This is a genomic window from Paraburkholderia fungorum, assembly GCF_046026025.1.
GTDB lineage: Bacteria > Pseudomonadota > Gammaproteobacteria > Burkholderiales > Burkholderiaceae > Paraburkholderia > Paraburkholderia fungorum_E.
Genome location: NZ_JAQQFL010000007.1, coordinates 127,500 through 147,466, shown reverse-complemented (window position 1 = coordinate 147,466; position 19,967 = coordinate 127,500). Strand labels below are relative to the sequence as shown.

Genomic DNA, 19,967 nt, shown 5'->3' with positions numbered 1-19,967 from the left:
AATCTGCATTTCGAATATAACCAAGGATACCGAACCATATTATTTTCACGAGATGCCGCGTCGCTATCCGTTACTGCGACAGGAACTGAACGTCGTCCTGATTGCCAGTCCAGTTATCGTACGAAACGACCTGCGGACCGGAACCGCCGTCCGTATTGTTCGAACCTACCAGGGTAATGCGGCCGTTGTCATTGCTGGCGACAATCTCGACGTGTTCGTCGCCGCCCACGATACATACGTCGCCCGCTTTTGCCTGGCTTCTGCTTTCGTCATGCCAGCCGTCGCCCTTGAGCTCGCCGGCCAGCGTACCGACGCTATTTGTGTGCTGCGAATCCGGTAGCTCACCGGCCTTGACGAGGCAGGCGGAGGCGAAGTTCGCGCAGCACACGTCGGTCGGAATGCCCTTATCCATCGGCACCTGCTGGTTCTGCATGATGTTGGCCGCCGAGGTATTGAGCAGCCCTTCGGCAATACCCGCCGGGTTGCCGGAACCGGCTCGCTTCACGTTCAGATCGCCCTGCTGGCCCGAACCCGCCGCGTTGCCACCGCCCGAAGACGGGCTCGCGCGGCGGGCGGACGTGGAGCCACCGCCTCCTCCTCCGCTTCCCCCTCCGTACCCTGTGCCACCCGAAGCGCCATCGGATGAACTCGATTCGCTCATCACTTCCATCAGCGCGGCCAGCAGTTGCTGTAGTGCGTCATCCAGGGCGCTATTCGACGCACTGCCCGCTGCGTCCCATTTCGAACTGGAACTGTCAATCTTGTTTTGCCACGACGTCCAGTAGCCCGTGTCGTCTCCGCCCTGCGCTCCGGGTGCTTGCTGAAATGAAGCGGCGTCATAGGACGTCGGGAAAGACGTGGGCGAAAAAGATAACGCGGAAATTGCGCTATTCGACATGACAATTCCTTTCGCGGCGTGCGCGGGCGGCTTCGCAGCGCGCCCTGTTATTGAACAGCCGATGCGGTGGACACACTTTGAGGCGTCCCCCACCTTAGAACGAGGAGACGATCACAGCAGGGTGGCATGCGCAGCGACGAATGAAAAAACGAAACTCGAACCGGCCGTTTTGTTCGTTGCGAGCGCGCTATGTCAGGCTCTGCGCCACCTCGTCACGCATGAACCGGCTGACCGACAGGACATCGTCGAGCGCCCACGTGCAGTGATACCAGCCAGTCGGCACGATCAGAAGATCGCCGGGTTCGAGAATCACGTCAGCGTGCGTTGCTTGCGCAAAACGCGGAAAGCGCGCCAGGTCCGGCGTATCGGCATTGACGCGGCATAGCTGATGCGAATTGAACGCGCCGAGGACATACAGCAGATCGCACTGACCTGGCGCGAACAGCCGCACCTTCTTGCGCCCATATACCTGCGCCAGAAAGGAACTGGCGATATCACAGTGCAAACCTGTGACGAAGCCGTCGCGCCGCCGCCCGCTCCATAGCTGGGCCGCACTGAACGCGTCAGTGGGCAATCCGGGCAACGCAAACAACGGCGCAAGCTTTTCAGGCAGCAGGCATCCGTCGGTATAGGGCTGCACGGCACCGTGCCGATCGCCACGCCCGGCATCATGCGAACTGTCGGGCTTCGGCAACACATCACGCAGCCGCAGCGGATCACCGCCGGGCGCCGCCTCGCGCAACACGATGTCGCCATAGCGCGCATCCCATTCGACGGAATCCCATCGCACCGCCGGCCAGTCGAGCACCCCTTGCAGATGCAGCGGCGTGCTGCACAGCACGGCGTCGAGCATCGCCGCCCGGTCGCACATGGCTGTAGCCCGCACAGTCGCGAGCGCCGCCGGCGCGACCGCCCGCGCGCGGTCCAGCGCGACGCGCGCAGCGGGTTCCGGGCGCTTGAGCAGTTGCAGCCAGTAGTGAGCGAAACGGGTTTCGCCATCCACGTGGAAGCACCCGTTGCAAGCCCGCAGAAAGACCGCGTTGCGCCAGTCGAACGCGGCCGGTTCAGCGAGGGCCCATGTCAGCGCGCGGCGCGTCAGCGTGATGACGGCATCGGCAGGCGCGACGGTGCGTGACATCGTCAGCCGTTCACCCAGCATGAAGCTGCAATCGAGTTCAGGCGCATCCGCCACCCTGACACCAACGCTTACCGGTCGCGCCGTGGGTAAGTAATGCTCGGCGACGCGCTCGTACAGCAACTGCGCAAGCTGCGCCGACGGCCAGGCACGCTCGTGGCGATTCACGTCCATCATTGCGCCCCGCACCGCAATGGCGCGAATCGTGTCGCGGACTGAGCGGCAACCCGGGTGCCGGTCCGTCTGTGCGGAATGGATTTCAGAACGAGGCTCGTCAAGGTTCGGGCGCCAGAGTCGGATGAAGCCATACTTTCCGGCTGGCACCCGCGGCGTGCTTGGTCGCGTGCGAAGCCGGGCGCAATGCCGCGAATGCACGCGACGTTGCGCATCGGTGCGTCTGGTCATTCAAAAATTCGGATCGCATGCGGCGGCCGCGCCTTCTTTGAGTTGTACTTCGTACCTTGCCCCCAGGTGAGCCTGCCGTTTCGATGAAACTTTTCACGACATCACTACGTAAGCTGCTCGCGCTTCGTTTCATCGTGCTTTCGTGCGACATCGTGGCTTTGAGCCGGGATCGTTGCGCGTCGCGGGCGGTTCGCAGCGCATCGGCTGCGGCGCTCATTGCTTTGCTTGCTGCCTGTGCCCGGCCACCTTCGGCTGAGCAGATCCCGCCGGCCAACGCAACCTTGCCCGCGTCGTTGCGCGCGACGCCGCAGGAAATCCTTCAGGATGCGCTGACCGCCGTCGGCGACACGACCTACAGTTGCCGTCGCGACGGCGAGCGACTGTCGTGGGTTCTAACCGGTTCGGAAGCGACGCTGGTCGACGGTGCACGGCAGAGCGTCGGCACGGTCGCACCCGGGCGCTATTTCACGGCCTACGACGGAAGCTATGTGATCGGCCGCGTAACGGCCGAAGAGATCGTCACGACGAGTGCGCTGCCGTGGCAGCGCCTCACCGCGAAATTCAACGCAGGCGAGCGGCAAGGTCAGGGGCGCTTTGCGAAAACCAGCTCGGTGCAGCGGGTGCGAACCTCAGGCGGCCTGCCGCCCGACCCTTCGTGCAACCAGGAAGGGATGTCGCTGTTCGTCCCCTATACCGCGACGTATCTGTTCTATCGGGCCGCGGAGCCAGCCGCCGCCGATGCCAATGCCGCCGCCACGCCGGTTGCCGATCCCGCCGTGGTCGTGTCACACGCGGAAACGCCGGGCACGGCACCGGCTCAAGGGCAATAAAGCGCCACCGCTGCATGTTTCGGAGAAGCTGATGAATTTTCGTCCCGTGTCGTGGCTAAGCACGCTGTTGCCGGGCAGCAGCGCGCATGCGTCGACCCCGCCCAGCACTCCGGCTTCCACACCGGCATCGACGCCACAAGGCGGCGCGGCGCCCGACACGCCACTTGGCGGACTCGCGCAGGTTGCGGATAACGTCAGACACAACCCCCTCACACGACTCTTTCGCACCAGCTCGACAACGCGCACCAGGCTCGAATCGACCACGGTCTCGGCAGGCGGATTGACCAATCCGCTTGGCGACGCCTCACTACCTCGCCCATCGCGCAGAACGCCGCTCCCCGAACCTTCGCCGCCAGCGCGCAATGAGGTGCGCATGGGGCCGCAGGGTGGCCGGCTCGGCAGCAGCTCAGTCGAGCGCGCGAGCGCGCATCTGGTTACGGATGGCGCGGCAAGCCGGGGCGTGCCGGTGCCGAAGTTCATGAGTCCGCGGGCAATCAAATCGTTTCTGACCCGCACGCGCCAGCGTAAATTGACCGCTGAAGCACGCGCGTGGGCCGACGATCTCGACACGCGCTTCGAAACTCCGAGGCTGGCGGTCAGCGCGCTCTTTCCTCCGCCTGACGGCAACGACCCGCAGGCGCTGGCCGATCATGGACAAGCATTGAACGCGCTGCTCGACGTGCTGACACAGCACCCACCGAGCCCCGCACAGGCCGACCCGGCGCTGGCGAACAGGGTCGAACGCCTGCCCCGCGACTGCACGATGCCGCTCGCGAACGCCCTCGCGCAGGCAAGCGACGGCGATGCGCGGACCGCGGCGCAGATCCTGGCGCGCTTGCAGGAACCGCTCGATATCGACGACCCGCGCGCCAGTGTGCCGAACGAAGCCATTGAAGAGAAAGCATGGCAATGCGCCCAGGATCTCGCGCACACGCGCTGTGCGGCGCTCGACGCGCTATTGCGTCTGCAATACGGCGCGGCGCAAGCCGATTGCGAGCGCGGCAACGGCAAGGCGGCACGGCTGCTGGTCTACCTGCAGGCTGGCCACAAGCTGCGTACGCTGGAGAAAAATCTGGGCGCGACACCCGCGGCGCTCAATCAGGACCGCACGCGCGACCGGTTGCTGGGCGACGCCCGCGCGCGGCAAGCGGCGCTCGCGTTGACAGCCGCCCGGCAATTGCCTGACGCACCCGGCGGCACTCACGACATCGGCGCCTGTTCACCGGAACAGATCACCGCCTACCGGACCTGGCAATGGGGCTTCGACGAAAGCGGCCGCGGTTCGCCGCTGGACAAGGCCTCGCACCTGCTCTACGAGGGCGGCACGAAGTGGGTCGAACTGGGTGCGAAACGGCAGGCGCTGAAAGATCGCGCGATGGGTTCGATCGACGGCGCGCCTCCCGCGCAGCGCATGGCCCGCGCCAAGGCGCGCGTGGCGCTCGCCGCACACGATGTGCCGCGCGCCTTCAGCAAGCAGCGCACGCCCTATCGGACGACCCCGAATATGCTCGGCGCGGACGCGCCGTTCTTCGACACGTTACGCGGCCAGTACGACACCGCGCTCATCGACGTACGCACCGAGTTGCTGGACTACAGCCGGCAGCAAATGCCGCACGCGACGAATCCAGCCACGCTGATGACCATGGCGCTCAATGTCGGCCGCCTCGGCACATGGCACGCAGCCCGCCCCGACGTGCCAACCAATGCCGCCCCGCGCGAGTTGCAGAAACGCCGTCCTGAATCGTTCAGCATCGGCCGGCGCGAAGCGCAGCGGATGTGGCAGGACGCACGTGCCAACGTCGAAAGCATGCGTGCGGGAACAAACGATGCCTTGATCCAGCAGACGCTGGACCTGTTCGACGACCGGACGCAGCGCGACGCCTTCGTCAAGGAGATGACCCAGGGCGCCGCGAGCGACGACGCGAAAACCGGCTTCACGCTCGCCGCCCTCGGCCGCTGGACAACGGCGAGCGGCATGAAGCAGGACGACCCGGCACGCGCCGAACCGTTGCGAGAGAAGTTCGACGCGGCACGCGAACTAACCACCCAACCCGGTATCGCGCCGCTCGAACGCATCTCGACAGAAAATCTGCGTGACCAGCAGCATGAGTTGATGGAGCAAAACGTCCTCGGCACGATCTACACGTCCTACGACGGCGGCATGCTCGGGCTCGACGCGAATCTCTGGGCCAATCTGCCGACCAAAGTCAGGCTGACGTCGGTGGGGCCGATCCTCGCTGCAATGGGCGGCCGTGACGCGGTCTACGCGGTCGGTACCGCGTATGACGGCGGCCAGATGCAATTCGGCACGCGCAACCGTTTGAACACGTCGCTTGGCGCGCAGGGGTTTCTCGGCATCGCCGGCGAGATTGGCAAGGTGAAAGGCATCGCCGGCGCGGTGGCCTCCGCCGCCGTCAACGGCGCGGTATCGCGCGAAGATACGGTTGTGCTGCGCGCGCACCGCGCCTCGGCAACGCGTCTCGGTCGCACGCCTGAGCCCAATCAGTGGCGCGACGACAGCAGCGAAATGGTCGACGCCTACTGGGATGCGATCGAGCAGTCGGCCTCGCCGGAAGGCTTCATGCAAAAGCTCGCGGAACTCACGGCGGACAATCCGCGCATCTCGCTGTCCTCACAGACCTACGGTGCAACCACCGTCACCGCCACCCCGGTTGCCGGTGTCGCTGTACGCGCAAACGTCGACGACAGTCCCGATGCGCCGAATCGCATCGGCATCTACGTCAACGCGGGTTTGAACACCACGCTGTTCGCAGGCGGCAATCGCACCGAAGCGGGCGAGTTCACCAACGTCGTCGATTCGACCCTCTTTCAGAACACCGTTACCACGGGCGCCGGCGCGCAGTTCGCGCCGCGCCTGATCCCTGACGGCGATGGCAAGGGCGACGTGAAATCCTTCAGCGCGGCCAGCAAGACGCTCGCGGCGACGACGACGGAGTTCGCGCGCGTCGGGCGTTCCGGCTATGTTTATCTGACCCGTGACAATCGCGGCTTTGTGCCCGAATTCATGCTGCGCGACGTGATGTATCGCAACGCGGACGACTGGGGCCATGCGATTCGCGCCAATCCCGCCTGGGTAGACGGCGTGGGCTCCCAGCGGCTGGAACAGGTGATTGGGGAGGCCCAGGATGAATCGTCCGGCGAATTCTCATTCGGCGAGCGCTGGATCATCAAGGAAGAACGCGTGCCGAAACTCAACCACTATCTGACGCTCAGCAAGCAGTTAATCGAAAAACGCAGCAACACCCCGAGCCGACGCGCGCGCGCCGCTATCGATGCGAAACTGCGTGCGCTGGAAAAGAAGATGGACAACGAACTGAACGACCCGCATGCATGGCGGCCACTCGGACTGTACGGGCTGCGGGAGACGACCCGCAGCAGTTCGCAGGGCTGGAAATATGGCGTGCGCGCCTCGCACGAACAGACGCAAAGCGGCATCGGACTGACGATGTGGGAACCGGTCACGCCGCGCCAGGCGGTTTCTCCGGCTGGTAGCGCGAGCCCGGCGCCGGTTAGTGGTGTCTAGAAGCGTGCCCGTGAGTGAAGCGCTCGCCACGCCGAGGTTCGAACTCGCAGCGGGTACAGCCCCGCTTGGTGTCGGTCGCACGTCTGAGGTGTTCGAATGGTCGCCGGGTTGGGTGGTGAAGCTGTTTCGCCCGGGTTATCCGTTGCGGCAGATCGAACTGGAGGCCAGCCTCGTCGACCGCGTATGCCGCGCAACCTACGAGAATTCGGCGTTTCGTGTGCCGTCTTCAGGTGGAATCGTCGCGGTCGCGGGACGCCACGGATTGCTCTATCGGCGCGCCAGGGGGCAATCCATCGTCAGTGCAATGCGTCAGAGCGGATGTGGCTCTCCCCTTGCGCGCAGCGGCGAACAACTGGCCGAGCTTCATTTCGCGACGCATCGTATCCAGGCCGGCGCTCACACGCGGCTGTACGGCTTGCCGCCCCAGCACGCGAAATTGCGCTGGTCGATCGAGGCGGCGCCGGACCTGCCGCGTCGGCTTCGCGCCGCGGCGCTGCACGCGCTTGCCGCGCTGGCAATACGCGATGCTCACGATGCGGCTGATATGTGCCTTTGCCATGGCGATTTCCATCCCGCGAATGTGCTCGTATGCCGTGACGGAACCGTCTCACTGATTGACTGGATGTCCGCGGAACGCGGCAGCGCTATCGGCGACCTGGCGAAAACATCGGTTCTCCTTCTTTTTGGGCGTACCTCGGAAGCACACGTGATATCGCCGCGTGAAGAGGCGGCACGCCGGCAGGTTCACGATACGTACGTGAAACGCTACTTCGAGCTTGCCGGTCTCCCCGATGGGTCCGCCCGCCTGGCACGCTGGCTCCCGCTGGCCGCCTTGGCCCGTCTGAGCGAAGGCATCGGCAACGCCGAGCGGGCAGCCTTGCTGCCGCTATCCGAACAACTGCTCAAGGAGGAATAAGACCATGTCCGCCACTGACATTCACCCTCAGCCGATCGATGCGCCATCGCAGCACGAGAGGAATGCGCATGCAAAGGCCAATGTCGAGAGGCCTCGTGCGGACCCACACGCAGCGTACTACGCAGCACGCGCGTCGGAATATGACGTCTCCGTAGGCTATGGAACGCCCCTCGTCGAGCGGCATCTCGCTTCGCTGCAGGCTCGCCTTCAGGCCGACCTCAAAGGCCACGACGCACTCGAACTTGCGTGCGGGACCGGCTACTGGACCGGCATCGTCGCGGCAACGGCGCGTTCTGTACTAGCCACGGATCGCGACGCGGCCTCGCTTGCGCTCGCACAAGCGAGGATGGCGTCGAGCGACCACGTCCGATGCCAGCATGCCGACGCGTATTCCCTCGAAGGCGTAGCGGGCCCGTTCAGCGCGGCCTTCGCGCTGTTCTGGTGGTCGCATATGCCGAAGTCGAAAATTCCGGCCTTCCTGAGCACACTGCACGGCAAACTGACCCCGGGTGCGCGGGTCGTCTTCGCCGACCAACTGCCGTACGAATGGCACGGCAAGCGGCGTTGCGACGATGAAGGCAACCTGCTCGAGGAGCGAGCCTTGCTCGACGGCACCCGCTTCGAGATCGTCAAGAATTTTCCGACCGAAGCCGAACTCGCCGGTCTGCTTACGGGTATCGCCGAGCAGCCGGTCTATTCGACGGGCGCCGATGGGCGCTGGTGGATGATCAGCTACCGGACCGCTTCATGAGTCTGACCGGCAGGCCTCACTCATAGGTCTGCCCCATAGGTCCGACTCATAGGCCCGACACCTCGCCAACGCAGCCCGCAATACGCTGCTGTGCGCCCGGCGCTGCGGCATTGAGGTACGCGAGGTCGTCGGCAATCAACCTCTCCATGATCCGTCTTGCGCGAACCGCCCCCGCGTCGATCGGCAACAGCGCCGGGCGCAGCGACCAGAAATCGCGCTCGCCGATGGCCCGCTGTTGCGCTTCCAGCATCGGCAGATCCTCGTCGCGGAATGGCTTCATCAAGCCTTCTACCGAGAACTGAACGAGCGCCTCGCCCTCGTCGCCCATCTCGCGCGGCAATCCGAACGCGAAGAAATAATGGGTACTGTTGGCCGTTTCGGGCGTCAACCAGTGGGCGGACATTCCGACACGCGTCATTTCCGGCGGCGCCCCGGCTTCGCGCACGCTCACCGTAATCGTCAGCAGACCCGGCGGTTGCCAGCGCACGTCCAGATCGCGATCCGCCGGCTTGCCATCCGGTATGCCGAACGCCTGCCCGACAAACGGCTGCAGCACTTCCCCGCGCATCGCGCGGCGCACCCGGACGATGTCGCCCTCGCTTGCCGATTGCACCGTGCCGCGCGCCATCATGCCGCTGCCGAGTGTGTCCGGATGCAGGTACTGGAAATGACTGAGGTCAAGCAGATTGTCGGCACTCAACTGATAGTTCGCCTGCGTCAAGAGATACCCGTCGCAGGTGAAATTGTGTAGCGGGTTAAGAAACTCGAAATCCGGCAGCGGCACCGTCACGGCCTCGCGGGCTTCGCCAAGCCAGATCCAGATCGCGCCGTAACGCTCGCGGGTGGGATAGTGCCGCACCACCGTCCCGGCGGGCACACGTCCATCGCCGTGAGGATTGAGTACACAGGTACCCGCCGCGCCGAAGCGCAGGCCGTGATACGGACATTCGAGCGCACCGCCGATCAGGCGGCCGCGCGAGAGCGGCGCAAAGCGGTGCGGGCAGCGATCGTCGAGCGCGACCACCGCGCCGCTCGCCTCGCGATAGAGCACGACCGCACGGTCGAGCAACGTGCGCGCAAACGGCGCGTCTACGGTGACCTCGCGGCTAAATGCAGCGACATACCAGGCGCTGGATAGAAACGGCATTGGATGGGCTCCGTGGCGGATATCTGCGCAGCTTGATGGGTAAGCTCCGTGCTGGCAGCCTGCAGATTCGATCCTAAGCAAGCGGCACAGCCACACGCTCAACAATCCTCACGAATGCCGTATTCGTAAATATTTCCCAAATAGCAATACGCATGCAATACGCGACATACAGATCGCCGGCTCAATGCGGCCTGATGTTTTGAAAAACGAACTTGCAGGAAGCAATGAATATTCAAACAGCAAACAAAACCTCAATTAGCTTAATTTTTACTTTCAATTTCGAAAGATTTCTCATCGCAGGCCCGATAGGACGGGCGATTGACCTCCGCCCGGTCGAATCGACCGTAAGCTTAGGAAAATGCGAAAGAAATACTCACGCCATATCAGTGAGCTAATTCACCGCTAACTCACGATAAGTTGTTCACAAAATGCGATGCTCAGTTCGCCTATGTGTGACCGAAAATTAGCCTGGTGACGCTTTGCAATTTAAATGAAACAAACCGTTACACCCTTGATTCATCTGTAGCTCTACTGTCCGATCATTCGCAACGAACTCCCCATCGCCAGGCAGTTGCTCCCGTCGCGGACGAGTCCGTCGCGCGCCAGGACCATTCGGAGGAAAAATGAAACTCGCAGTAATGACCCGAAGCGGGGCGCTTTTCAGGTTGATCTGTCAGTGTTTCGAGGCCGACGGAGCGACCTGCAGGCAGTTTGACGATGACGTGGCGCTTGCGCGTTCGGTATATCGCGAAGAGTACAGCGCGATCCTCATCGACGCCGATACGGGTGTCAATCCACTGCGCCCGGTGTTAGCCCGGCGCGCCTGCTATGCCGACCGCCGTGCACCGCTGATCGTGGTCGGCGCCCGCGACGACCGTACCCAGATCACGCATCTGTTCGATGCGGGCGCGGACGACGTCGTGCTCTCGCCGGTCGATTCGCGTGAACTGGTGTTGCGCGTCCATCTCGCGTTGCGGCGTTTCCAGCCGCTCCAGGCCGCCGACGCCGACGACCGTCTCGAGTGCGGGGCGTACCGCCTCGAGCGCCGCACTTGCGAGGTACTCGTCGAGGGCGAACCGGTGCGGCTGACATCACGCGAATTCGCGATTGCGTGGCTGCTGTTTTCGCGTCCTGGCGAGTACGTGAGTCGCCGTCAGATTGCAGGCGCGGTGTGGAGCAGTTCCGAGGACATCGTGGGACGCACGCTGGAGCAACATATCTACAAGCTGCGCAAGAAACTCGATCTCAACGGCGCACACGGGGTCTATCTGCGGACCATGTATGCACACGGCTATCGCGTCGAAGCGATCGCGGCACCCGCCGATCTCGCCGAGCAGGGACGGGTTGCGCGTGTCTCGCCGTCAAGCGCCGTCAACGAGGGCGTGGAGGCCGCCGCTTGCATCGAAGCACAGTCCCATGCACTTTCCGTGCTGGCGGCGCTTGCGCAGCGGGCCATACCGGTGAAACGCGACGAAGCGAAAGTGTGCTCACTACACGAAACACCGCATGCGGAAATCCATCCGCCGGATAGCGCGACCGCGCGCAACGCGCCGCCCTGGTCCAACCCCGCCTGCGAAGCGACCTTTGCCGGCTGCGCCACCGCCACATCCACGGCGCGCCCCTTGCCCCTCACTCCCGCATTCAGAACTCGATGATGCGCGGCGACAGCAGGAACAGACGCTCCATGTGGCTGCGCTCGTCGTCGCGATACCGGAATAGCGCGCCGACCAGCGGAATCTTCGACAACACCGGTACGCCGGTTTCGCCATTGGTCGTACTGTCGACGCGGTAGCCCGCAATCAGCAGGCTCTCACCCTGCCCCACGAACGACTCGGTATTGATCGTGCTCGTGGTGATGATCGGGATGTTGTCGACCTGCTGGTTGGTCACGGAACCGTCTTCGATGTGCACGTTGAGCTTGATCTGCGTTGCGCCGTTCTCGTCGACGACAAGCGGCAGCACCCGCAGCGAGACACCGGTGGAAACGCTGTAAAGATCAGCCGACGTGTAGCCCGACACCCGCACGAAAAACCGCGTCTTCTGGTCCATCACGGCCTCGACATTGTTCAGGGTCGCGACCTTTGGACTCGCGTCGATCTTCGCCAGATTGGTCTGCTGCAGTGCGTTCACGCGTGCGAGCAGGTAACGCCCGGCATTGCCGAGGACCGCGGTCAACGACGCGCCCGCGGGCGTCGTGTTGATGACCGTGGAACCGTCGGCCAGCGTCGAGGTGCCGAAGATCGGATCGATGTTGCCGTTGTACCCGTTCTGCTGCGTATTGCCGTTGCCGGTCTGGAAGTCCACGTGACTGTTATGAGCGCGCCAGTCGACGCCGATCTGCTTGAGCGCGTTGTCGTCGATCTCGATGATGTGCGCTTCAATTTCGATCAGCTTCGGCTTCACATCGAGTTGATCGATCAATGTCCGGTACTGCGCGAGGCGTTGCGGCAAATCGCGGATCAGTACCGAGTTCGTACGTGGATCGGCCTCGATCACCGGCAACGACTGCGTGCCGCCACCGGGGGCCCCGGCCATGTCGCCCCCGCCGCCCGAGTTGCTCGATCCGCTCACACCGCCGCCGTAACCCGGCAATGCCGGCATGCCCGACGCCGCGCTGCCGCCCGCCCCCATGCCGTTCAGCAAGCCGCCGAGGCCGGGCCCCGTGGAGCCGCCCGCGCCCATCATCCCGGCCGGCAATGGCGGTGGCGTGACACCGTTCTGAAGTCCGCCGCCATTCATGCCGCCGGTCACGTCCTGCATCGGCTGCAGGCGGCGCATGGTCGGCACGATGGCATTGCGCTCGCCGCCGTTGTTACTGCTCCCGCTCTTGTCTTGCGGGTGGTACATGCCGGCCAGCACGTTGGCGACGCCGGGCACGGTCACTGAGTTGCCGTCGATCTCGACGTTGTGATCGGCCGCCCACGCGTGATGCAGCGCGAACACACGCACCTCCGAACCCGTGCGCTGCCCGGCATTGTCGTCGAGCCGGCGCGCGAGCTCCGCCACCAGTTGCACATAGGGCACAGGCCCGCTGACGAGCGCCGTGCCCTGGCTCGCGTCGTACATGACGGGAAAGCGCGGATTCGCGACGTGCAATTGGTCGAGCGCGGCGCGCAGGTCAGCCGTGCTCGCATAGTCGAGCTTGATGATCTGACGCGTCACGGTATTGACGTCGCTGATCGACAGCACGTTGCCGTCATAGAACCAGACGAAACCGAAGGTCGAGGCGAGGGTGTCGAGAAAGCGCTGCGGCGACATATCGAACTGCCCCGTCACCGTGCCATGCACGTCGTCCGAAATAGTCGCCGGCACCCCCTGACCCGCGGTGAAATCGCGCAGGACATCCTTGAGGTCCTTGCCTTCCGCCGAAATATGGACCGTCGAACCGCGCCAGTGAATCGTCGCCGCGTCGGCAACAGGGCCGCCCGTCGCGATTGCCAGAGACGCCGCCAGCCAGGCGGCGCAGATGAGCCGTTTCTTGTTCATCGAGGGATCCACGATTATTGTAGGTTGGTCGCAGCAACCGGCGCCGCCGGCACGAAAGCCCCGGGCCTATCGCCCCAGCGTTTCTGACGGCGCTTCGTGAAACTGCTTGCGATAGCCGCTGACGAGCGTCGAGCGGTTTTGCACGCCCCATTTGTTGGCCGCGCACAGCACGCTGCGATCGCTCGTGAACGAGTCTTGCAGCAGTTCGGCGCGGATGCGCTCCATGCGTTGCCGCCGGATCAGCTCAGTCGGCGACAGGCCAAGGAAGTTCTTGAATGCGCTTTGCAGCGCACGCTCCGTGACCCCCACTTCCGCCGCCACTTCACGCACCGAGAGATCGTGGCGATCGAGATTCTCCTGCAGGTAGCGATAGGCGCGCCGGTACTTCGCGGGCAAACGTGCGCCCACGTCGTCGAGTTGCGCCGCGTGCCGCGCCGCCCGGTTCGCGAACGGCGCGATGGCCGGGGCATCGTCGCGCAAGCATTGCGTCGTGATCAAGGCGTAGCGGCTGTATAGCTGCATCGATTCGAGCGTGCGCCCCTGCACCTGGCGCACCTTGGCAACGCAGTACAGATACTCGAGTTGACGATGCCCTGTCGAGGCAGCGTAATCGGTTCGATGCAGTGGCTCCAGCATGGTTTCCGCGAGTTGCGGCGCATCCGACGCGAGCGCGGCGAGGACAATTTCGAAGCGCGTCGTACGCAGGTACTCGTGCAGTCCAGCGTTCTGGGCCCAGTTCAGATGCAAGCCAATGCCGCTCATCGCGTCACGTTCACCCTTCATCAAGGCACGCAATTGCTGCAGATAACCGATCCGCTCCCGCAGCAGCGGTATCTGTACGCGCAGCGCCTCGGTCTCGTGAAGATCGGCGGCCATGCTGGCGTCGCCACTGCCCGCTACGCGTTCGTCGGTCATGCCGGATTGCCAATACACGTGATCGCTCAGCAGCACGGAGGAACGCAGTTCACGTTGAACCGCGACATCGAAACGCAGGGTCGCGAGGACGTCGCGCCATGCCGCCGAACCGCCCTCACCCGGTGACGCGGCCATTGCCGTGAGTTCGTCGAGCGCGTCGAATGCATCGCGCGACTGCCCCAGTTCGTACAGTGCGCACGCAATGCCGAAGCGCGCTTCGAGCCGCTGCACCGGTTCGATACCGGTTTCGTCGACAACCCGTGCGAAGCACGACAACGACGTCGCAAACCGATGGCGAAACAACGCTTGCCAGCCGACGTTGCGGCACGAAGCCGCGCGGATCGCCTCACGTGGCGAGCGAATCGCCTTCTGTGCGCGGCGATACTGTTCCTCCGCTTCGTCACCAATGCCGAGTGTCATCTGCATGTCGGCGTAGATCTGCAGAAGCCAGGGCATGTCGGTACGTTGCTGCACCTCTTCGGCCCAGCGGTTTGCCTGGGTGCGAGCCGCGTTGAGATTGCCTTCCAGCAGTTTGTCGAGAAATCCTTCCGGCAGGCCCCGCACGCTGAGCGCCGCAGCCAGTGGAAAATAAAGCGTCAGAAACATTGTTCGACTCCTCGTAGATGCACGCACGCCGGTGAGTTCCGGCATGAATGCATGACATGCGGTGCTGATGCCTGGACAGGAATCCACAGATGCAGCGACGTGAATGACAATGTGACCGGCGACCGCGTTGCCCCAATGTATAGAAATGGGTCACGCGAATTTTCAACAAATCTGACCGCGCTTGAGGATTTGAGAGCTGTTGAGATTTGCGCGAGCGTTGGCCCTTGTCCAGGATGGCTCGGCAGGTGTTGGATTATTTTTTGTGCCCGGCGCCCTACGAAAAATAGGCTATTTCTTCATCTCGTCGGCGATAGAGCGTAATTGTCCGCCAAGGCTCGTCAATACCAGTTGATCTTTGACCTGATCGACAAAAACCCCTACAAACAGCGCCAGAATCAACACGGTCAACGCGCCCTTGACCGGCTGGGCCAAGGTCACGAGATCGAGTTTTTGCGCAGATTTCGCACCGAAGCCAAAAGCAAGATCGACCAGCAGCAGCACAAACATCATCGGCGCCGCGAGTTTCGCCGTGGTCTGCATCAGCGTATCGGTCTGCGTCAGCACGAAGCTCTCGAGAACGTTCGCCGCCACCGGCGTGTTCGACGTCAGCGGCCACCAGTGATACGACTCGTAAAGCACGCCGAGCAGAAACGTCATGCCGCCGAACGTCCAGAAGGCGACGCTCGCCACCTGCGAAAGCAGCGTCGCGGTCGGCGTCGACTGATCCTGGCGCAGCGGATTCGTGATCTGCACGTTGTTGTATCCGGTCAGATCGTCGACATAGGTGCCGGCCGCTTCCGCCACCCAGAACACGGTCGAGGCGGCAAAGCCCAGCACCAGTCCGATAATGCCTTCGCGCAGACCGATTTCGATCAGCGTGACGCCGGTTAGCGAAGTGACGAGCGACGCAGGTTGTCCATAAGCGATGAACGAACTGAACAGCAAGACAATGCCGTTGCGTACGACACCCTGGAGGATGCCGTCGGCCGTGGGCGGAAAAATGTACAGCATCACAAAGAGCCGCACAGAACAGACGCCCAGCACCATCAGGTAGTCCATCAGCGTGGTGCCGAATTGCGGGAGCGTCGTTAGGGCTTCATTCATCCTGGGTCCCGGCGTCGTGTCATACGGTGGAGCGCGCGTTGAAGCGCATGCGTGCGAGCGCGGCTTCTTCGGCTTCTTCGTCTGCGGCGTCGCTCGCGGCATGGGCCACGGTCCGCCTGATCTCCACGACGCGCTGAGTGCAGATGTCGATCCGGCCGCGGTTGTTCGCGATCGCGCGCAAGGTCGCGGCGACCTCGAGGGCCCTGGCCTGCACGGCCTGCTCCAGCGTAGCGAGTTCGGCTTCGGCGGCCCGCAGCCGGTCCGCGACGGTCTCCGCGTGGCGCATGCTGGCGTTCATCTCCGCCAGCGCGAACGCCTTGCCGCCGCTCATCAGTTGGGCGATACGCTCATGGCATGCCAGCAGGAGATCGCGCTCACGCTGCACAGTTGCATGCTTGTCGTCACGCTGCGCTTCGATGCGCGCGTGTGCTTCACGCTGGGTCGCCAAGGTCGCCCGCAAGCCTTTCTCGAGCCGGACGCGGCGTTCGATCGTGCGGCACAGCGCGGCAATGCGCCGGTCGGCAACACTGACTCCCATAGGCGTCACCCGCTGGCGAGCGCGAAGAGCTGCGCCTCGGTATCCTCAGGTGCCGCGAATTCGTCGGTCGCCTGCGAGAAGAATGCCCGGATCGCATCGATCTTGGCGATGGCTTCATCCGCGAGCAGATTGCCGCCTGGCTTGTATTCGCCGATCTGCAGCAACATCTCGACCTCGCGGTAGCCGGCCAGCAACTCACGCACCCGCGCCGCCGCCTGCACGTAGTCGCGCGACATCACCTGCGGCATGACGCGCGAAAGGCTCGCGAGCACATCGATCGCCGGGTACTGGTTCTTCGCCGCGATCTCGCGCGACAGAATCATGTGGCCGTCGAGAATGCCGCGTACCTCTTCCGCAATCGGGTCGCTGCCTGAATCGTCTTCCGCCAGCACCGTATAGAGCGCGGTGATCGAACCGGTCGCGCCCATGCCGGCCCGTTCCAGCAGACGCGGCAGTTCGGCAAAGATCGACGGCGGGAAGCCGCGCCGCGCAGGCGGCTCGCCCGCCGCGAGTCCGATCTCGCGCTGCGCACGGGCAAAGCGGGTCAGCGAATCCATCATCAACAGCACGCGGCGCCCCTGATCGCGGAAATGCTCGGCGATCGCGGTGGCCACGTACGCGGCCTTCGCACGTTCGATCGACGAGCGGTCCGAGGTCGCGCACACCACGATCGAGCGCTCCATGCCCTCGGGCCCCAGAATCAGTTCGACGAACTCGCGCACTTCCCGGCCGCGCTCGCCGATCAGCGCGATCACCGTCACGTCGCACTGCGCGCCGCGCGCGAACATCCCGAGCAAGGTGCTCTTGCCGACGCCGGCAGGCGCGAAAATGCCCATGCGCTGTCCCTCGGCCAGGGTCATCATGCCGTCCACGACGCGCACGCCGGTCGCCAGCGGCGCATCGATCATCTGGCGGCTCATCGGATCAGGCGGACTCGCGAAGATCGGCCTTTCATCCTCGGCATCGATCGGCCCCAGCCCGTCGATCGGCTGGCCGAGGCTGTCGATCACGCGGCCCAGCAGCGCGTCGCCGACGCGCACCGAAAGCGGCCGCCCGAGCCCGATGACCTGGGTGGATCGCGAGATATCGGCCAGCCGCGAGAACGGCGACAGCAACGCGACGTCACGTGTAAAGCCGATCACCTCGGCATGCTGCAACAGCGCGCCGCTCGCCGAGCGCAGCTCGCAAAGTTCGCCCAGCGTCACATCGAGTCCGGCGACTTTCACGAGCGTGCCGATCACCTCGAGCACCTTGCCGCTGCGGGCAATGTTGCGGGTCGAGAGAATCTCCTGCTCGATCGCGTCGGTCAAGCGCTCGACATCGAGCAGCCGCCGCGCGCGCGGGCCGTCGGGCCGTTCATCGGGAATTGGGCGTGGTGAGTTCATCGTGCGGGGCCGGCTACCGTTAGCGGGCGCCGTCGGCGTCAGCGGGTTCATCGTCGAACGCTGAGGCAACGTCATCCTCGCGCGCCTCGCTCGCCGACAGTTTGAGTGCGCGTGCTACCGCGGAGCGCATCGCGCGCAGTTGGGTCGCAAGGCTCGCGTCGATAGCGCCGAAATCGGATTCGCAAATGCAGCTACCCGCCTCGAGCCGCTTGTCCGCCACCACCGAAAGCGGGAACGGGCGGCCCAGTTCGCGCCAGCGCGCCGATAAACGTTCGAAGGCGACGCAGGCCTTGTCGTAGTCACCCGGGCTGACGGCAACTCTCAGATAGGTTGCCCCTTCGACGATCCTGTCGACCGTTGTCAAGGCCCGCTCGAACAGCAGATCCGATTCCTGCACATTGACGATCTGTTCGACCGCGACGGTGACGATCTCAGCGAGGCGTTCGCGCATTCTCGTCTGCGTGCGCCGCTGCTCGGCTCCCGCATCGGCGAGCCGTTCGACCCAGTCCGCCAGTGCCTGTTGCTCGCCGTCACGGTAGCCGTGTTCGGCCGCGGTGTCGTACTCGCGCCGCGCCGCCGCGAGGATCGCCTGCGCCTCGAGTCGCGCTGTATCGACGATAGCCGCTGCTTCGTCGCGGGCCTGCGCGAGCGCCGCTTCGCAATCAGCCGCGAGTTGCGCATACGCTTCGTCGATCTCCAGCAGCGCGCCGAAGGTGGCGCGCGGAATCACGTCAGCGTGGGCCCCGACGCGCGCAATCGCCGCATCCCGCATCTCCCGGTCCGATCTCAACCAAATAACCATGCCCACTCCGGAAGCAGTTCCGGCAAGCGCGCGACGAGCCGCGCCGTGCCGTCCGCGTCGAGTTCGCGACCGCCGTCATCGAGCCAGGGCGACGCCGGAAGATCGCGCGGCAACGCGAGACGCAGCAACGCAAAAGGCGTGGCGACGCTGCGTGTGTCACGTGTCATCAACGCGTAGCCTTCGTACGCGAGCGTGTCGGCGTCGAGACGGTCCAGTGCGGGCAGCAGGCCGCGCGCGGTCAGCCGCGTGATATCGGGCGCGTTTGCCGTACCGGCCGTGCCGCCGGTGAGCCGGTCGAGCGGCACGCCCACGCATTCCGACAACTGCATGCGATTGCGCTTGTCGATCAGACGCCGCACATCGGCACGGCGCAAGGCGAGCGAGCGCATCCGCAACACCCGCAGCCCCCACTGCGGCGGCAAGGCGTCGAGCACGGCAAGATTAGGGGCGCGCAATGCGTCGAAGGACGGGGCTTCTACGCCGAGCGTGCGCAGCAGCGCGAGCGAACACGCTTCAACCTGCGCATGCGCCGCCGTCGCCAGTGCGGCACACAGACCGTCAAGCGCGCCGGCTTCGACACCCAGCGCGCCAGCAAGCCATGACCGATGGACCCAGCACACTGCCTGCCGGGCATTGCGCTCGTACGCAGCAAACGCAGCCGCCGTTCGCGCAAAGGGAATCGCAGTCGAGACGGTCATCAGGCGGAGGTTGTCGGTTTGACACGCCGCAGCCGTGCGAGCAGCGCGTTAAGCCGCGCACCAAGGCCACGCGCGGCGAAGTTCACCGGTACGCCACGCTTCATCCACACGAAAAGGGCCGCTGCGCACACGAGGAACACCAACGCCGCCGCGACGATCATCGGCAACGGCGACGACTGTGCCTGCGGCAAACGGGACAGGTCTACCGGATCGGCCGGCACCGCGGTGACGCTGACCGCGTCGTAAGTGAGCCCCTCAACGCTGTGCATCACAAGCGTCTTGATCTGCGGCACGAGCGTGCTGGCATCGGAGTCGGGCCGGTACTTGATGAAGACCGACGCCGACGAAGGCTTGATCTGCTGCGCCAGCGGATCGTTGTTCGGCAACACGATCTGGACTCGCGCGACGATCACGCCGTCGATTTTCGATAACGTCGACGACAGCTCCTGAGATAAGCCGTAGATGAAGCGCACGCGCTCCTCGGTCGGCGTCGACACGAGGCCGTCCTTCTTGAAGAGACTGCCCAGGTCGTCATACTTGCTGTGCGGCAGACCACGCGCGCGCAGCACTTCCATGGAACGGACCATCTGGCTCTGGTCGACGTCGAGCGCCCAGGTCTTGCCGTCGTCCGAACTCGCTTTCGTCGCATTGACGCCCTGTTCCAGCAGCGCGACGACCATCTCGTTGACGTCCTGCTCCGACAGGTTGCCGTAGAGCTCCTTCTGGCATCCGGCCAGCACCATGCACAGCGCGAGCATCGCGCACGCCGCGCCGCGCCGCGGCCAGTGCCGCATCGCGCCCACCGTA

The 19,967-nt window shown here is 64.3% G+C and carries 16 protein-coding genes; 5 read left to right on the top strand and 11 right to left on the bottom strand.

Translation table 11 applies throughout. The features are described 5' to 3' along the window. Positions 1-70: 70 nt before the first annotated feature. Positions 71-898 (bottom strand): hypothetical protein, encoded by an 828-nt coding sequence (locus tag PQR67_RS10670; protein ID WP_408458035.1) that lies wholly within the window; start codon positions 896-898, stop codon positions 71-73. Between the two features lie 187 nt (positions 899-1,085). Further along, positions 1,086-2,210, bottom strand: coding sequence for a cupin-like domain-containing protein (locus PQR67_RS10665; protein WP_408458032.1), 1,125 nt, complete (start codon positions 2,208-2,210; stop codon positions 1,086-1,088). Between the two features lie 311 nt (positions 2,211-2,521). On the opposite strand from PQR67_RS10665, the gene PQR67_RS10660 reads away from it, so the two are divergent. From PQR67_RS10660 to PQR67_RS10645, 4 genes are read left to right on the top strand one after another with little or no spacing between them, the layout of a single operon-like run. Next, entirely contained in the window at positions 2,522-3,268 is a 747-nt protein-coding gene (locus PQR67_RS10660) for a DUF3455 domain-containing protein (RefSeq protein WP_408458030.1), read from the top strand. A 31-nt stretch (positions 3,269-3,299) separates the two neighbouring features. After that, positions 3,300-6,812: a hypothetical protein gene (locus tag PQR67_RS10655; protein WP_408458027.1), complete on the top strand. Its 3,513-nt coding sequence runs from the start codon at positions 3,300-3,302 to the stop codon at positions 6,810-6,812. A gap of 10 nt (positions 6,813-6,822) precedes the next feature. Beyond that, positions 6,823-7,728 carry an aminoglycoside phosphotransferase family protein gene (locus PQR67_RS10650; protein ID WP_408458025.1) on the top strand — a complete coding sequence of 302 codons (906 nt, stop codon included), beginning with the start codon at positions 6,823-6,825 and terminating at the stop codon, positions 7,726-7,728. Between the two features lie 4 nt (positions 7,729-7,732). Next, entirely contained in the window at positions 7,733-8,479 is a 747-nt protein-coding gene (locus PQR67_RS10645; RefSeq protein ID WP_408458023.1) for a class I SAM-dependent methyltransferase, read from the top strand. A 46-nt stretch (positions 8,480-8,525) separates the two neighbouring features. On the opposite strand, the gene PQR67_RS10640 is transcribed toward PQR67_RS10645, so the two are convergent. Beyond that, the gene (locus tag PQR67_RS10640) at positions 8,526-9,626 is read right to left on the bottom strand and encodes an aromatic ring-hydroxylating dioxygenase subunit alpha (protein WP_408458020.1); all 1,101 of its coding nucleotides are present in this window, start codon (positions 9,624-9,626) and stop codon (positions 8,526-8,528) included. A 623-nt stretch (positions 9,627-10,249) separates the two neighbouring features. Here PQR67_RS10640 and PQR67_RS10635 point away from each other — a divergent pair. Further along, a complete protein-coding gene (locus tag PQR67_RS10635; RefSeq protein WP_408458018.1) occupies positions 10,250-11,281 on the top strand; it encodes a response regulator transcription factor in 1,032 nt (343 codons plus the stop codon). Here the strand turns inward: PQR67_RS10635 and sctC are convergent. The 8 genes from sctC to sctJ form a co-directional block, all read right to left on the bottom strand. Then, on the bottom strand, positions 11,268-13,112 hold the full coding sequence (gene sctC, locus PQR67_RS10630; protein WP_408458017.1) for a type III secretion system outer membrane ring subunit SctC: 1,845 nt from the start codon (positions 13,110-13,112) through the stop codon (positions 11,268-11,270). The two genes, PQR67_RS10635 and sctC, sit on opposite strands and share 14 nt — an antisense overlap. Positions 13,113-13,178: 66 nt before the next feature. After that, on the bottom strand, positions 13,179-14,633 hold the full coding sequence (locus tag PQR67_RS10625) for a helix-turn-helix transcriptional regulator (protein ID WP_408458015.1): 1,455 nt from the start codon (positions 14,631-14,633) through the stop codon (positions 13,179-13,181). Positions 14,634-14,921: 288 nt separating this feature from the next. Continuing rightward, positions 14,922-15,737 (bottom strand): type III secretion system export apparatus subunit SctT, encoded by an 816-nt coding sequence (sctT, locus tag PQR67_RS10620; protein ID WP_408458012.1) that lies wholly within the window; start codon positions 15,735-15,737, stop codon positions 14,922-14,924. A 19-nt stretch (positions 15,738-15,756) separates the two neighbouring features. Beyond that, complete coding sequence (locus PQR67_RS10615) at positions 15,757-16,275, bottom strand: type III secretion protein (protein WP_408458010.1); 519 nt, start codon at positions 16,273-16,275, stop codon at positions 15,757-15,759. A 5-nt stretch (positions 16,276-16,280) separates the two neighbouring features. Next, positions 16,281-17,660, bottom strand: coding sequence for a type III secretion system ATPase SctN (gene sctN, locus PQR67_RS10610; protein ID WP_408458008.1), 1,380 nt, complete (start codon positions 17,658-17,660; stop codon positions 16,281-16,283). Between the two features lie 19 nt (positions 17,661-17,679). Then, positions 17,680-18,462 carry a type III secretion system stator protein SctL gene (gene sctL / locus PQR67_RS10605; RefSeq protein ID WP_408458006.1) on the bottom strand — a complete coding sequence of 261 codons (783 nt, stop codon included), beginning with the start codon at positions 18,460-18,462 and terminating at the stop codon, positions 17,680-17,682. Continuing rightward, a complete protein-coding gene (locus tag PQR67_RS10600) occupies positions 18,447-19,160 on the bottom strand; it encodes a type III secretion protein HrpB4 (protein ID WP_408458003.1) in 714 nt (237 codons plus the stop codon). Before PQR67_RS10600 ends, sctL begins: the two co-directional genes overlap by 16 nt. Continuing rightward, positions 19,160-19,954: a type III secretion system inner membrane ring lipoprotein SctJ gene (sctJ, locus tag PQR67_RS10595; protein ID WP_408458281.1), complete on the bottom strand. Its 795-nt coding sequence runs from the start codon at positions 19,952-19,954 to the stop codon at positions 19,160-19,162. The genes PQR67_RS10600 and sctJ overlap by 1 nt, the downstream gene beginning before the upstream one ends. Between the last annotated feature and the right edge of the window lie 13 nt (positions 19,955-19,967).